This is a genomic window from Streptomyces pimonensis (assembly GCF_041380215.1).
Taxonomy (GTDB): domain Bacteria; phylum Actinomycetota; class Actinomycetes; order Streptomycetales; family Streptomycetaceae; genus Streptomyces; species Streptomyces pimonensis.
Genome location: NZ_JAHWZY010000001.1, coordinates 219,562 through 233,598 on the forward strand (window position 1 = coordinate 219,562; position 14,037 = coordinate 233,598).

Annotated in this window: 13 protein-coding genes; 10 read left to right on the top strand and 3 right to left on the bottom strand. The window is 73.1% G+C overall.

The features are described 5' to 3' along the window. Positions 1–16: 16 nt before the first annotated feature. The 3 genes from KYY02_RS01060 to KYY02_RS01070 form a co-directional block, all read right to left on the bottom strand. Positions 17–676 (bottom strand): LuxR C-terminal-related transcriptional regulator, encoded by a 660-nt coding sequence (locus KYY02_RS01060; protein WP_371235705.1) that lies wholly within the window; start codon positions 674–676, stop codon positions 17–19. A 189-nt stretch (positions 677–865) separates the two neighbouring features. After that, on the bottom strand, positions 866–2,230 hold the full coding sequence (locus KYY02_RS01065) for a sensor histidine kinase (RefSeq protein ID WP_371235470.1): 1,365 nt from the start codon (positions 2,228–2,230) through the stop codon (positions 866–868). Between the two features lie 110 nt (positions 2,231–2,340). Beyond that, positions 2,341–3,615 carry a sensor histidine kinase gene (locus KYY02_RS01070; protein WP_371235471.1) on the bottom strand — a complete coding sequence of 425 codons (1,275 nt, stop codon included), beginning with the start codon at positions 3,613–3,615 and terminating at the stop codon, positions 2,341–2,343. A 229-nt stretch (positions 3,616–3,844) separates the two neighbouring features. On the opposite strand from KYY02_RS01070, the gene KYY02_RS01075 reads away from it, so the two are divergent. The 10 genes from KYY02_RS01075 to KYY02_RS01120 are packed head-to-tail and all read left to right on the top strand — an operon-like array spanning position 3,845 to position 13,856. Further along, positions 3,845–4,237 carry an NADH-quinone oxidoreductase subunit A gene (locus KYY02_RS01075; protein ID WP_030823404.1) on the top strand — a complete coding sequence of 131 codons (393 nt, stop codon included), beginning with the start codon at positions 3,845–3,847 and terminating at the stop codon, positions 4,235–4,237. After that, positions 4,228–4,839 carry an NADH-quinone oxidoreductase subunit B gene (locus KYY02_RS01080; protein WP_371235472.1) on the top strand — a complete coding sequence of 204 codons (612 nt, stop codon included), beginning with the start codon at positions 4,228–4,230 and terminating at the stop codon, positions 4,837–4,839. Before KYY02_RS01075 ends, KYY02_RS01080 begins: the two co-directional genes overlap by 10 nt. After that, positions 4,836–6,110 carry an NADH-quinone oxidoreductase subunit C gene (locus KYY02_RS01085; RefSeq protein WP_371235473.1) on the top strand — a complete coding sequence of 425 codons (1,275 nt, stop codon included), beginning with the start codon at positions 4,836–4,838 and terminating at the stop codon, positions 6,108–6,110. The genes KYY02_RS01080 and KYY02_RS01085 overlap by 4 nt, the downstream gene beginning before the upstream one ends. Beyond that, the gene (locus KYY02_RS01090) at positions 6,107–7,075 is read left to right on the top strand and encodes a complex I subunit 1/NuoH family protein (protein WP_371235474.1); all 969 of its coding nucleotides are present in this window, start codon (positions 6,107–6,109) and stop codon (positions 7,073–7,075) included. The genes KYY02_RS01085 and KYY02_RS01090 overlap by 4 nt, the downstream gene beginning before the upstream one ends. Then, the gene (locus KYY02_RS01095) at positions 7,075–7,749 is read left to right on the top strand and encodes a NuoI/complex I 23 kDa subunit family protein (protein WP_371235475.1); all 675 of its coding nucleotides are present in this window, start codon (positions 7,075–7,077) and stop codon (positions 7,747–7,749) included. The genes KYY02_RS01090 and KYY02_RS01095 overlap by 1 nt, the downstream gene beginning before the upstream one ends. Next, positions 7,746–8,378 carry an NADH-quinone oxidoreductase subunit J family protein gene (locus KYY02_RS01100; RefSeq protein ID WP_371235476.1) on the top strand — a complete coding sequence of 211 codons (633 nt, stop codon included), beginning with the start codon at positions 7,746–7,748 and terminating at the stop codon, positions 8,376–8,378. The genes KYY02_RS01095 and KYY02_RS01100 overlap by 4 nt, the downstream gene beginning before the upstream one ends. Next, a complete protein-coding gene (gene nuoK, locus KYY02_RS01105; RefSeq protein ID WP_371235477.1) occupies positions 8,378–8,782 on the top strand; it encodes an NADH-quinone oxidoreductase subunit NuoK in 405 nt (134 codons plus the stop codon). The genes KYY02_RS01100 and nuoK overlap by 1 nt, the downstream gene beginning before the upstream one ends. Beyond that, entirely contained in the window at positions 8,779–10,779 is a 2,001-nt protein-coding gene (locus tag KYY02_RS01110) for an NADH-quinone oxidoreductase subunit 5 family protein (RefSeq protein ID WP_371235478.1), read from the top strand. The genes nuoK and KYY02_RS01110 overlap by 4 nt, the downstream gene beginning before the upstream one ends. Before the next feature lie 6 nt (positions 10,780–10,785). Next, complete coding sequence (locus KYY02_RS01115) at positions 10,786–12,360, top strand: complex I subunit 4 family protein (RefSeq protein WP_371235479.1); 1,575 nt, start codon at positions 10,786–10,788, stop codon at positions 12,358–12,360. Continuing rightward, the gene (locus tag KYY02_RS01120) at positions 12,357–13,856 is read left to right on the top strand and encodes an NADH-quinone oxidoreductase subunit N (protein WP_371235480.1); all 1,500 of its coding nucleotides are present in this window, start codon (positions 12,357–12,359) and stop codon (positions 13,854–13,856) included. Before KYY02_RS01115 ends, KYY02_RS01120 begins: the two co-directional genes overlap by 4 nt. Positions 13,857–14,037: the final 181 nt, after the last annotated feature.

Genomic DNA, 14,037 nt, shown 5'->3' on the forward strand with positions numbered 1-14,037 from the left:
GTCGAGACGCCCCCGCTCAGGAGTTGAGGTAGGTGAGAACGGCCAGCACCCGCCGGTGGTCACCGTCGCTCGGGGACAGCCCCAGCTTCAGGAAGATGTTGCTGACGTGCTTCTCCACGGCGCCGTCGCTGACCACCAGCTGCCGGGCGATCGCCGAGTTCGTCCGGCCCTCCGCCATCAGCCCCAGGACCTCCCGCTCACGCGGGGTGAGTCCCGCGAGCACGTGCTGCTTGCGGCTGCGCCCCAGCAGCTGCGCGACCACCTCGGGATCCAGGGCCGTGCCGCCCCGGGCCACGCGCACCACCGCGTCCACGAACTCGCGGACCTCGGCCACCCGGTCCTTGAGCAGGTAACCGACGCCACGGCTGGAACCCGCGAGCAGCTCCGTGGCGTAGCGCTCCTCCACGTACTGCGACAGCACCAGCACCCCGACGCCGGGATGCGTCCTGCGCAGCTGCACCGCGGCCCGCACCCCCTCGTCCGTGTGCGTCGGCGGCATCCGCACGTCGGCCACCACGACGTCCGGGAGCAGGTCCTCCCCGTCCAGTTCGGCGATGGTCCTGATCAGCGCGTCGCCGTCACCGACACCGGCCACGACCTCGTGCCCACGGTCGGTCAGCAGCCGGGTCAGGCCCTCCCGCAGCAGCACCGAATCCTCGGCGATGACCACCCGCACCCTGTCCTCCACGTTCCTCGGCTCCCCGCGCCCCTGATCCGGGCCCGCCCCTGTGGCGGACCCGGTCATCGGGTCCAGCATTCCAGCATCCGGCGGAGGACGTGACGGGGCGTCGGGATCGGGGGTGCCGTCGAGACGGGCGGGTGCGGGACCGCGGTCCCGCACCCCCCCGCCGGTCTCAGCCCGCGCTCACCGCGTCGGCTCCGTCCGCCACGGCAGCTCGGCGGTCACCCGCGTCGGACCGCCCGCCGGGGAGTCCACCACCAGGACCCCGTCCACCGCGTCCAGCCGCTCCGCCAGCCCGGCCAGTCCGGATCCCTCGGACGCCTCGGCGCCGCCCACGCCGTCGTCCACGACCTGGAGCATCAGCCGGTTCTCCGTCCGCCACACCTCCACCGAGGCCGAGCGGGCCCGGCTGTGCTTGCTGATGTTCTGCAGGAGCTCCGAGACGGTGAAGTAGGCGATGCCCTCGATGGCCGACGCGGGCCGCTCCGCCAGGTCCACCTCCACCCGCACCGGCACCGCGCACCGCGAGGCGACCGAGGACAGCGCGGCGTCCAGCCCCCGGTCGGTCAGGACCGCGGGGTGGATGCCGCGGGCCAGGTCCCGCAGCTCCTGCAGCGCCGTCTTCACCTCGCCGTGCGCCTCGTCCACCATCCGCGCCGCGGTCTGCGGATCCTCCCGCAGCTTCTCCTTCGCCAGCCCCAGGTCCATGGCCAGAGCCACCAGCCGGGCCTGCGCCCCGTCGTGCAGATCGCGCTCGATGCGCCGCAGGTCCGCCGCCGCCGTGTCCACCACGACCCCGCGGTCCGACTCCAGCTCCACCACCCGGGTGGCCAGCCGCGACGGTCCCAGCAGCCCGTGCACCATCACCCGGTCCACCATCGTCAGCGCCCGTACGATCCACGGCGTGGCGAGGGTGAACAGCAGACCCACCCCCGCGGTCACCGCGACCTCGAACGGGTTGTCCAGATAGATCCGGTGGTGCTCGTCCCCGTACAGCTGTATGCCGTCCTGCCCGGCGTACATCGGGAAGACCCAGAACCACAGCGGATACGTCAGCAGCGACCAGCCCACCGACCAGACGGTCACGCCGACGACGAAGGAGAGCACCGCCCACGGCAGCTGCAGCACCGCGTACAGCAGGGCCCGCCAGGAGGCGCCGCTCCTGAGCACGCCCCCGATCCACGCCGTGAACCCCTGCCGCCTCGTCCGCAGCGGCTCCGGCTCGGCCACCTCCAGGTCCAGCAGCCCCCGCGCCCGCGCCCGTTCCACCGCCCCGAACCCGCGGCAGCCGGCGAGCGCCGCCGCCAGCACCGGGACACCGAGGAACGTCACCAGCAGGCCCGCCCCCAGCGACACCATCGTGACCGCGTAGGTGAACAGCAGGATGCTGATCGGCAGGCTCAGCAGCACGTATCCCAGCTCGCGCCAGGCGCGTCCCTCGACCGGCGCCCGCAGGGCGGCCGGCAGCCGGCGCCGCCGTCCCCCGGCGTGCCCGGGGTGTCCGGGCTCCGCGGGGAGCCCGTAACCCTGTCCGTAGTCCGTGGCCATCGGCTTCGTCCTTCTCCTCGTCCGGCGGCTGTGCTGTCGTACCTCCAGACTCCTCCGCCGCAGGTCGGCGGACCATGGAGGACGTCGCAGTCTTGGTCGGGGGGTTTTCCCTACCCCCGGCCGCGGACGGACGCCTTCCCGGCCGTCCTCCCGGTCCTGCCCGCGTCCCCGGCCAGGGCACCGGAGCGGTCACGCCACGGCAGCTCCGCCGTCACCGTCGTCGGACCGCCCTCCGGCGAGTCCACGACGAACAGCCCGTCCACCGCGCCCATCCGGTCGGCGAGACCGCGCATGCCCGTCCCGCCGTCCAGGCTCGCGCCCCCGCGCCCGTCGTCCCACACCTGGATGAACAGTCGGCCCTCCGACCGCCACACCTCCACCGAGGCCGAGCGGGCCCGGCTGTGCTTGCTGATGTTCTGCAGCAGCTCCGAGACGGTGAAGTAGGCGATGCCCTCGATGGCGGCGGCCGGCCGCTCGTCGAGGTCGACCGTCACCTTCACCGGCACCGTGCAGCGCGAGGCGACCGAGGACAGCGCGGCGTCCAGCCCCCGGTCGGTCAGGACCGCGGGATGGATGCCGCGGGCCAGGTCCCGCAGCTCCTGCAACGCCAGCTTCACCTCGCCGTGCGCCTCCTCGACCATGGAGGCCGCGGCGTCGGGGTCCTCCAGCAGCTTCTCCTTGGCCAGTCCCAGACCCATCGCCAGATTGACCAGCCGGGCCTGCGCCCCGTCGTGCAGATCGCGCTCGATGCGCCGCAGGTCCGCCGCCGCCGTGTCGACCACCACGCCCCGGTCGGACTCCAGCTCGGCGATGCGCCGCTCCAGTTCGTCGGAGGGCGACAGCAGGCCGCGCACCATCGCCCGGTCGGCGTTGGCCAGGCCCCGCACGACGAACGGCAGCACCGGCCACAGCACGAACAGACCGGTCAGCGTGACGGTGAAGGTGAGGACACCCCACGGCAGCCGTATCAGCCCGTACAGGACCGTGCGCCAGCCCACCGGGTCCCGCAGCGCCATCCACAGCGGCTGCCAGAACCCGCCGGCACCACCGCCCCACGGCAGCCGGCTCGGCTCCTCCACCCGCACCCCGAGCAGTCCCCTCGCCCGCGCCCGCTCCATCCTGCCCAGCAGCCGGGAGCCCATCAGCCCGAGCGCGAGCAGCGGGAACCCGATCACCGTCACGGTCAGCCCGGCACCGGTGGACAGCATGGTCACCGTGTAGACGAAGCCGGCCAGCGACGCCGGCAGGTTCGCCAGGAGGTGGGCGATCTCCTTCCAGGTGTGCACGTCGTACGCGAAGCGGGCCGGCGGCGGGCGGTCGCCGCGTCCGGCCGGTTCCAGGACTGCCGTCACGGGCGTGCCGGGACTCGGGAGGGGTTCGGTCATGGGCATAGCGTGCCCGGAGCCGGGGGCCCGCGCCATGAGGTGGACCGCCAGGAGGCACTGGGGAAAACCCCACCCCGCATGCCGAGCGGTGACGGGCTGCTTACGGTGCATTTATCAGGCTCTAGACTCCCGTGCGTACAGATCGTCGATCCGTGACGTTCGCCGGCACGGATCACGGGCACGGCACAGACACGGGCCAGGGCGCCGATCAAGGGAGTGAGGGGCGGACGTGCGGGAAACGACCGTGGTCGCGGCGGACTACTTCCAGTCCTACTCGGTCGTCGGACTGCTCGCCGTCGTCGGCCTGCTGTTCGTCGCCGTCGCCTTCGGGGCGGGACGCCTGCTGCGGCCGGTGGTCCCCACGCCCGAGAAGCTCCTGACGTACGAGTGCGGAGTCGACCCCGTCGGCGAGGGCTGGGCCCACACCCAGGTCCGCTACTACGTCTACGCCTTCCTCTACGTGATCTTCGCCGTCGACTCGATCTTCCTCTTCCCCTGGGCGACCGTCTTCGCCGCCGACGGCTACGGCGCGACCACCCTCGTGGAGATGTTCGTCTTCCTCGGCTTCCTCGCCGTGGGTCTGCTGTACGCATACAAGAAGGGCGTCCTGACATGGACGTGAACCCCGCCGCCCCCGAGCCCGTCCTGCTCCCGGAACCGAAGCGGCTCGGCGCGCTCGCCCGACTGGCCCCCGAGCCGATGAAGGTGGTCCTCAACTGGGGCCGCCGCTATTCGCTGTGGGTCTTCAACTTCGGCCTCGCCTGCTGCGCGATCGAGTTCATCGCCGCGTCGATGGCCCGCCACGACTTCATCCGTCTCGGCGTCATCCCCTTCGCTCCCGGACCGCGCCAGGCCGACCTGATGGTCGTCTCCGGCACGGTCACGGACAAGATGGCGCCCGCGGTGAAGCGCCTGTACGAGCAGATGCCCGAGCCCAAGTACGTCATCTCCTTCGGCGCGTGCAGCAACTGCGGCGGCCCGTACTGGGACTCCTACTCCGTCACCAAGGGCGTGGACCAGATCATCCCGGTCGACGTCTACGTCCCCGGCTGCCCGCCCCGGCCCGAGGCGCTGCTCCAGGGGATCCTGAAGCTCCAGGAGAAGATCGCACGGGAGTCGCTGGGGGAGCGCTACGGACCCGGCGGCGCGCGGCCGTCCGCGGCGGCGCTGCAGAGCGGGCTGGTCCGGCCGCCGGCGCCGTCCGGGGAGGGGGAGGGCCGATGACCGCGGTCGGCTGGCTCCCCGCCGACACCGGGGAACTGTTCGGTGCGCAGGCCACGGCGGAGGAGTCGTACGGCGTCCTGACCGTCGACGTACCGCCCGCCTCCTGGATCACCGCGCTGGAGGCCGCGCGCGACCGGGTCGGCTGTACCTTCTTCGACTGGCTGAGCGCGGTCGACGAACCCGGCGCCGGGTTCCGCGTCACGGCGCACGTCGCCGCCCTGGCCCCGGTACGGCGCCTGTTGCTGCGCACCACGGTGCCGCACGAGGCCCCGGTGCTGCCCTCCGCCGTGGACGTCTACGCGGGCGCGGCCTGGCACGAACGCGAGACGCACGAGATGTTCGGCGTCGACTTCACGGGCCACCCGGGCCTGGACCACCTCCTCCTGCCGGACGGCTTCGAGGGCCACCCCCTGCGCAAGGACTTCGTCCTCGCGGCCCGGGTCGCCAAGGCCTGGCCCGGGGCCAAGGAACCCGGGGAGCCCGCCGCGGGCGCGGCGCACGGCGGCCCCAAGCGCCGCCAGATGCTTCCCCCGGGCGTCCCCGACCCGAACGAATGGGGCCCCCTCAAGGGCCGGCTCCCCCCGGCCACGGCCCGCCCGGCCCGGGGCACGGGCAGGACGGCGGCAGGCGCGACACGGGCGGCAGCCGACGGCCCCCGCCGGGCGCGTACGGCGGCGGAGGGCTCGACGAGCCAGTCGGCCGCCCCGGAGGCGCCCGCCCAGCCCACGCCCCCGCCCCGCCGCACCCGCACGGCGGCGGAGGGGCCCGCGAGCCAGGCCGCGGGGGCGTCCTCCGGGCCGACCGCCGCCCCCGTGCGGCGTGCGCGGAGCGCGAGTGAGGGGTCGGCGTCGCAGCGTTCCGGTGCTTCGGCAGCCGACGGCCCCCGCCGGGCGCGCGCCGAGTCCGAGGGGTCCGCGAGCCGGCGCGCCACCCCGCGGGCTCCGGAGCCGTCCGGCGAACCCGCGGCAGCGGGCGACGCGTCCGCCCCCGTGCCCGCCGAGGACCGCCGGGACCGAAGGCCTCCCGCCGCTCCCCGCAGCCCGGACGCTCCCTGGCACCACGCCCGCCCCGCCTTCACCCGACCCGGCGCGGGGGCGGAGCCCGACGCCGGCCCGGCCCGTGAGGCCCCGGGGGACGCTGCTGCGGACACCGGCTCGGAGCCCGAAGCCGGCACCGGGTCCGACGCCGACGCGACCCCCGAGCCCCGCTCGGAGACCGGGAGCGACCCCGAGAACCCCACCCCCGAAGACCCCTCAGGAGGCCCGCGGTGAACGACGTGCTCGACGTCGCCCTGCGGCTCCTGGCCGTGTTCGTCGTCTTCCTCACCCTCCCCCTGATCGTGGGGCAGACCGAGCACAAGGTGATGGCCCACATGCAGGGCCGCCTCGGCCCGATGTACGCCGGCGGCTTCCACGGCTGGGCCCAGCTCATCGCCGACGGCGTGAAGTTCGCGCAGAAGGAGGACGTGGTCCCGGCCGGCGCGGACCGGCGTATCTTCCAGCTCGCCCCCGCCGTCGCCCTCCTGCCGTACCTCCTCGTCCTGCTCGCCGTCCCGGTCGGACCGGGTGAGGGCGCGGTCGGCCAGGTGATCGACGCGGGTGTGTTCTTCGTCCTCGCCGTCATGGGGGTCGGCGTCCTCGGCTCCCTGATGGCCGGCTGGGCCTCCGCCAACAAGTTCTCCCTCCTCGGCGGCCTGCGCACCGCCGCCCAGCTGCTCTCCTACGAACTCCCGATGCTGCTCACCGCCGCCTCGGTGGCGATGGCGGCCGGCACCGTCTCCCTCGTCGGCATCCTCGACGCGTTCGAGTGGTGGTGGCTGCCCTGGCAGATCACCGGCGCGCTCGTCTTCTTCGTCGCCGGCCTCGCCGAACTCCAGCGCCCGCCCTTCGACATGCCGGTCGCCGACTCGGAGATCATCTTCGGCGCGTACACCGAGTACACCGGCCTGCGCTTCGCCCTCTTCCTCCTCGCCGAGTACGCCGGGATCGTCGTCCTGTGCGGTCTGACCACCGTCCTCTTCCTGGGCGGCTGGCACGGCCCCTGGGGTGCCGACGGGCTCGGCTGGGTCTGGACCCTGCTGAAGACCGCGGTCCTCGCCTTCGTCGTCATCTGGCTCCGCGTCACCTGCCCCCGCATGCGGGAGGACCAGCTCCAGAAGTTCTCCTGGACCCTCCTCGTCCCCCTGTCCCTCGCCCAGATCGCCCTCACCGGCGTCGTCAAGGTGGTGTTCCTCTGATGGCCCCGATCCCCGGCTCCGGCCTGGCCAAGGGCCTGGCCGTCACCCTGCGGACGATGACGAAGAAGTCCGTCACCGCCCCGTACCCGGACACCCAGCCCGACCTCCCGCCCCGCACCCGCGGAGTGATCGGCCTGTTCGAGGAGAACTGCACGGTCTGCATGCTGTGCGCCCGCGAGTGCCCGGACTGGTGCATCTACATCGACTCCCACAAGGAGACGGTCCCGGCGACGGCCCCCGGCGGCCGCGAACGCAGCCGCAACGTCCTCGACCGCTTCGCCATCGACTTCTCCCTGTGCATGTACTGCGGCATCTGCATCGAGGTCTGCCCTTTCGACGCCCTGTTCTGGTCCCCGGAGTTCGAGTACGCCGAGACCGACATCCGTGACCTCACCCACGAGCGCGACAAGCTCCGCGAGTGGATGTGGACCGTCCCGGCCCCGCCCGCCCTCGACCCCGGCGCCGAGGAGCCGAAGGAGCTCGCCGCCGCCCGCAGGACCGCCGAGAAGTCGGCCACCGTCCGGGCCGCGGAGACGGCGGCCCCGCCCCCGGCGCCCTCGGCCGGCACCGAGCCGCACGCCGACGAACAGGCCCGCGCCGCCGAGTCGCCCGCACGACCGGCGGGCGAGTCGAAGCAGCAGGCGGACCAGCCACGGCAGGAGGGCAGGGAATGACCCCCGCAGCGACTCTCGGCGACCTCGCGGCCGACACCGTGAACCTGGCGGCCGAGTCCCGCGGCTTCCTCTCCCCGACCGGGGTGGAGATCGCCTTCCTCCTCGTCGGCCTGGTCACCTTCGGGGCCGCCGTCATCACCGTCACCACCCGGCAGCTGGTGCACGCGGCCCTGTGGCTGGTGGTGGCCCTCGGCGGCCTCGCCGTCGAGTACCTCCTGCTCACCGCCGAGTTCATCGCCTGGGTGCAGGTCCTCATCTACGTCGGTTCCGTGGTCGTCCTCCTCCTGTTCGGGCTCATGCTCACCAGGGCGCCCATCGGCCGCTCACCGGACGCCGACTCCGGCAACCGCTGGATCGCCCTCACCGTGGCCGGCGCCGCCGCGGCGGCCCTGGTCTGGGTCGTCGTCGACGCCTTCCGCACCACCTGGATCGACCTGGACGGCACCCCCGCCGGCTCCACGGACGTCACCGGAGCGAGTCTCTTCCAGCACTGGGTCCTCCCCTTCGAGGCCCTCTCCGTCCTCCTCCTCGCCGCCCTCGTCGGCGCGATCGTCCTGTCCCGCACGGCGAAGGCCGGCGCCGCGTCCGGCGCGACGGACACCCGGCGCGGCACGGAAGGGGCCCGCTGATGTACCTCGCCTATCCCGCCGTCCTGTCCGCCCTCCTCTTCTGCACCGGCCTGTACGGCGTCCTCGCCCGTCGCAACGCGATCCTGGTCCTGATGTCGGTCGAGCTGATGCTCAACGCCGTCAACCTGAACCTGGTCGCCTTCGACATCTGGCTCAGCCGGACCGCCGAGGAGAGCCTGCACTCCGGCCAGGCCCTGACCCTGTTCACCATCGCCATCGCCGCCGCCGAGATCGGCATCGGCCTGGCGATCGTCCTCGCCGTGTACCGCAACCGCGGCACCTCGGACATCGACAAGCTCCGCGACACCGCCGAGGGCCACGAGCCCGACGGCTCCGACAGCGCCGCCGGCCGCGAAACCTCCACGCCCCGGACGGCCGGCGAGAAGACCGAGGCCACCGCGTGACCACGACCACCCTCGCCGTCCTCGTCCCCCTCCTTCCGTTCCTCGGCGCGCTCGCCGGGCTGCTCCTGGGCCGCGCGGCTCCCGGCTTCGTCCGCCCGCTCGCCGTCCTGCCGACGCTCGTCTCCCTCGCACTCGCCGCCACGGTCGCCTGGCGCCAGGGCGGGGGCCAGGCCGTCGACGCCGTGACCGAGCTCACCCCCACCGGCTCGGTCCCGATCGAACTCGCCCTGTACGTCGACGGATTCGCCGCGCTGACCGCCGTCCTGGTCACCGCCGTCGCCGCCTGCGTGCAGATCTACTCGGCGGGCTACCTGCGCGACGACCCGCGCTACCCCTCCTACGCCGCCCTCGTCTCCCTGTTCACCTCCGCGATGCTCCTGGTCGTCCACTCCGGCGATCTGATGGTGCTGCTGGTCGGCTGGGAGGTCATGGGCATCTGCTCCTACTTCCTCGTCGGCCACTACTGGGAGACCCCCGAGGCCCGCGCCGCCTCCCTCAAGGCCTTCCTGGTCACCAAGCTCGGCGACGTCCCCTTCCTCATCGGCCTGTTCGCCCTGGCCACCGACGCCGGGTCCTTCCGGATCACCCGGATCCTCGGCGCCGTCGAGAACGGCGGCATCGAGCACCCCACGCTCGTCGTCCTGCTGCTCCTGGCGGGCGTGGCCGGCAAGTCGGCGCAGTTCCCGCTGCACACCTGGCTCCCCGACGCGATGGCGGGCCCCACCCCCGTCTCCGCGCTGATCCACGCCGCGACCATGGTCGCCGCCGGTGTCTACTTCATCGCCCGTCTCCTCCCGCTCTTCGAGGCCTCGCGGGCCGCGATGACCGTCCTCGCCGTCATGGCCGCCGTGACCATGGCCGGCTCGGCGCTCGCCGCGCTCGCCCAGGACGACATCAAACGCGTCCTCGCCTACTCGACGATCGGTCAGCTCGGCTACATGACCGGCGCCCTCGCCGTCGCCGACCGCGGTGCCGCCGTCTTCCACCTCCTGTCCCACGGCGCCTTCAAGGCGCTGCTGTTCCTCGCGGCCGGCGTGATCATCCACGCCGCCGGCACCAACTCGCTGGCCGCCATGTCCCGCATGGGCCGCCTGCGGGACCGGGCCCCCGACGCCTACTGGACGATGACCGTGGCGCTCCTCGCCCTCGCCGCGATCCCGCCGTTCAGCGGCTTCTTCTCCAAGGAGGCCGTCCTCGGGGCCGCCGAGCACGTCGTCACCGGCCACAACACCGGACACGCGCCCGCCGCGGCGGGCTGGATCGTCCTCCTCGCCGGCCTCGTCACCGCCCTGCTGACCGCCGCGTACGCGATGCGCCTGTGGCTGCTGGCCTTCTGCGGGTACGGCGCCGAGGCACCCGACCACGGCAGGCAGCCACTGACGATGACCGTGGTGCTGTGGGTGCTCGCCGTACCGTCCCTCGCACTCGGCGGTCTCGCCTTCCGCGCGCTGCCCCACTGGTTCGACGGCCACGACCTGACCCCGACCCTCACCACCTCCGTGCTCGGCACGGGAGCGGCCCTGGCCGGCGGCATCATCACCTACGCCACCTGGCGGCACACCACCGCACACGCGGCGGCCCGTGTCCCCCTCGGCACCGTCGCCGCCCACCCCGGGGGCGACGCCGGGCTGGTCGAGACGGAGGCCGTCGCCACCCACGAACCGGCCTACGGGGACATCGCGTACGCACCCGACCCGTCGGACCCCGGACGACTGCTGCTCGGCCCGCTGCACCGCCCCGCGGCCGCCGGCTTCCATCTGGACGCCCTGTACACGGCGCTCCTCGTCCGCCCGGTCCGGGCCGGCGCGAGCCTCGTGCGGTTCCTCGACCGCGAGGTCGTCGAAACCTACGTACGCGGCGCGGGCACGCTGCCCCGCTGGCTCGGCGCCGCCGTACGACGGGCCCAGACCGGCAATCTGCAGACCTATGTGAGCGCGCTGCTCGCCGGCACCGTCGTCCTCGCGGTCGCCGCCGTCCTCGTCGCCACGGGAGCGTGAGCAGGCGTGATCGATATCAACGAGTCCGTGATGCAGTTCCTCCTGGCGTTCCTCGTCGTCGGCCCGCTCCTCGGCGCCGCCGCCGCCCTCCTGCCGGCCCCGCCCGGACTGAAGGGGAAGTCACCCGACCAGGCGGTGCTCCGCCACGGCGCGACCGTCACCGGCGCGGTCCTCGTCGCGGCGATCGTCCTCGCGCTCGGCTTCGACCACGACCAGCCGTCGAGGATGCAGGCCACGACCGACATCAGCTGGATCCCCGCACTGGACGTGCGCATCCACCTCGGCACCGACGGCATCTCCCTCCCCCTTCTGGTCCTGACCGCGCTGCTGACCTTCCTCTGCGCGCTCCACTCGTACTTCAAGCCGCCCACGGGGCCGTCCCCGAAGGCCTTCGTCGCCCTGCTGCTCGTCCTCGAGTCCGGCACCCTCGCGACCTTCGCCGTCCTCGACCTGATCCTGTTCTTCCTCGCCTTCGAGACGGTCCTCGTCCCGATGTACTTCCTCATCGCCCGCTGGGGCGGCGAGGGCCGGGCCGGGGCCGCCTGGAAGTTCATCCTCTACACGCTGCTCGGCTCCGTGGTCATGCTGCTCGGCCTGCTCCTGATCGGAATCGAGGCGGGCACATTCGACATGGTGGCACTCGCCACTGACAACGGCCGGTCACTGACCGCATCCGTGCAGGTCGTCGCCGTACTGGCGATCGGGATCGGGCTCGCGGTCAAGACCCCGATGTGGCCGCTGCACAGCTGGCTGCCCGACGCCCACACCGCCGCCCCGACCGTCGGCTCCGTCCTGCTGGCCGGCGTCCTGCTGAAGATGGGCACGTACGGTTTCGTGCGCGTCCTGCTGCCCGCCGCGCCGGACGGCTTCCGCACCTTCGCGCCGTACCTCGCCGCGTTCGCCGTCGTCGGCGTCGTCTACGGATCCCTCGCCTGCCTGGCCCTCGCCAAGCGGGGCGCGAAGGGCGACCTCAAACGCCTCATCGCCTACTCCTCCGTCGGCCACATGGGCTTCGTCCTCCTCGGCATTGCGACCATGACCCCGACCGGCGTCAACGGCGCCCTGTTCGCCAACGTCGCCCACGGCCTCATCACCGGCCTGCTGTTCTTCCTGGTCGGCGCCCTCAAGGACCGCACCGGCAGCACCGACCTCGACGCCCTCGCGAAGGAGACCGGCGCAGCCCTCTACGGCAGGGCCCCGCGCCTGGGCGGCCTGCTCGCCTTCGCCGCCGTCGCCTCCCTCGGCCTGCCCGGCCTCGCCGGATTCTGGGGCGAGATGCTCGCCCTGTTCGGCGCCTTCGACCCCGCCGAGGGCCTCAGCCGCCCCGCCTTCCTCACCTTCATGGCCGTCGGCGCGTTCGGCACCCTGCTGACGGCCGCCTACCTGCTGCTCGTGGTCCGCAGGGTCTGCATGGGCGCCGCACCCCAGGAGACCCCGCGCCTCACCGACGTGCGCTCCCACGAGTTCGCGGCCTGGATCCCGCTCGTCGTCCTCACCGTCGTCGCCGGGCTCTGGCCGAAGACCCTCCTCGGACTGACCGACCCGGCCGTGCAGCAGCTCCTCGCAGGAGGCACCCGATGAGCTCCCTCGTCCAGTCCGTCGACTGGCTGGCCATCGCGCCGCCCACCATCGCGGCGGTCGCCGCACTCGTCGTCCTCGTCGCCGACCTCTTCGTGAGCGAGGCCAGGAAGCCGCTCCTCGGCCGGCTCTCGGTGGCCGGACTCGCCGTCGCCACGCTCATGCTGCTCCCCCTCCTCGACGCCGACCGCAGCACCTTCTGCCTGGTCGGCGACGAAGGGGTGTGCAGCTACACCGCGGACCGCTTCACCCTCGTCATCCAGTTCCTGGTCCTCGGCGGCGCCCTCCTGGCAGCCCTCCTGTCGGTCACCGCCCTGAAGGACGAGGGAAAACGGCTCCCCGAGGGCGAGTACTGGTTCCTGTTCCTCTCCTCCGCGGCCGGCGCCGCCCTCCTGCCCGCCTCCCGCGACCTCGCGACCCTCGTCGTCGCCCTGGAGGTCGCCTCCCTGCCCGCCTTCGCCCTGGTCGGCCTGCGGCACGGGGACCGGAAGTCCTCCGAAGCGGCCCTGAAGTTCTTCCTGTCCTCCGTCACCGCCACCGCGGTCAGCCTGCTGGGCGTCAGCTTCGTCTACGCCGCCACCGGGACCCTCCACCTCACCCTGGTCGCCGAGCGCGTCCAGCACGTCGACGGACAGCTCCACACCCTCACGCAGACCGGCGTCGTCCTGACCCTCGTCGGCTTCGCCTTCAAGTCCGCCGCCGCCCCCTTCCACTTCTGGGTCCCCGACACCTACGTGGGCGCCCCCCTGCCCGTCGCCGCCTACCTGTCGGTCATCGGCAAGGTCGTCGGTTTCTCCGGGCTCGTCCTCGTCACCGTCGTCGCCCTCCCGTCGTACGCCGACGTCTGGGGTCCGGCCCTCGCCGCGCTGGCCGCCCTCACCATGACCGTCGGCAACGTGGGCGCCCTTGGACAGCAGGCCACGCGCGCGTACAGCGCGGTACGCCTCCTCGCCTGGTCGTCCGTCGGCCAGGCCGGCTACCTCCTGGTGCCGATCGCCGCCGCCGCGTACTCCCGCGACGCCGAGGGGTCGATCGGCTCCACCGTCGCCTACGCCCTCATGTACGGCGCCGTGAACCTGGGAGCGTTCGCCGTGGCCGCCCTCGTCGGCCGCGCGCACCGGCTCAACCGCGTCGCCGACTACCGCGGCCTGTACGCCTCCAACCCTCTCACCGCGCTCCTCCTGGGCTTCTTCCTGCTCTGCCTCGCCGGACTCCCGCCGGGCGTCATCGGCCTCTTCGCCAAGGTCACCGTGTTCTCCGCGGCCGTCGACGCCGGACTGGGCTGGCTCGCCGTCGTCATGGCCGTCAACGTCGTCATCGCGCTGGTCTACTACCTCCGGTGGACGGCCCTGCTGTTCCGCGCCCCCGAGGGTGAGCCGGTGAAGCACCGGCTCACCGTCCCCCTCACCGCCGCCCTCGCCCTGACCGGCGTCCTCGGCATCGCCCTGTCCGGCGCCCCCCAGCTGGTCCTGCGTTTCACCGGCACCGGGCTCTTCTGACCACCGGGACCCGCCCGACGCGCGCGTGGAGGCACCCGACGCCCACGCGCGCGCGGCCCGGGAACGCGCGGGACGGGGCGTCACCCGGACGGTTGACATGTGCCACCACGCGCACAAGGGAACTAGTGCCCCGCGCCTGGCGTTGACCGGTACAGGAGGGTCCACTGGACGTGACACCACC

Excerpts from the sequence above, each read along its gene's own strand:
- KYY02_RS01120 (WP_371235480.1), top strand. The coding sequence starts at position 12,357 with ATGAGCTCCCTCGTCCAGTCCGTCGACTGGCTGGCCATCGCGCCGCCC.
- KYY02_RS01095 (WP_371235475.1), top strand. The coding sequence starts at position 7,075 with ATGGCCCCGATCCCCGGCTCCGGCCTGGCCAAGGGCCTGGCCGTCACC.
- KYY02_RS01085 (WP_371235473.1), top strand. The coding sequence starts at position 4,836 with ATGACCGCGGTCGGCTGGCTCCCCGCCGACACCGGGGAACTGTTCGGT.
- KYY02_RS01070 (WP_371235471.1), bottom strand. The coding sequence starts at position 3,615 with ATGACCGAACCCCTCCCGAGTCCCGGCACGCCCGTGACGGCAGTCCTG.
- KYY02_RS01100 (WP_371235476.1), top strand. The coding sequence starts at position 7,746 with ATGACCCCCGCAGCGACTCTCGGCGACCTCGCGGCCGACACCGTGAAC.
- KYY02_RS01080 (WP_371235472.1), top strand. The coding sequence starts at position 4,228 with ATGGACGTGAACCCCGCCGCCCCCGAGCCCGTCCTGCTCCCGGAACCG.
- nuoK (WP_371235477.1), top strand. The coding sequence starts at position 8,378 with ATGTACCTCGCCTATCCCGCCGTCCTGTCCGCCCTCCTCTTCTGCACC.
- KYY02_RS01065 (WP_371235470.1), bottom strand. The coding sequence starts at position 2,230 with ATGGCCACGGACTACGGACAGGGTTACGGGCTCCCCGCGGAGCCCGGA.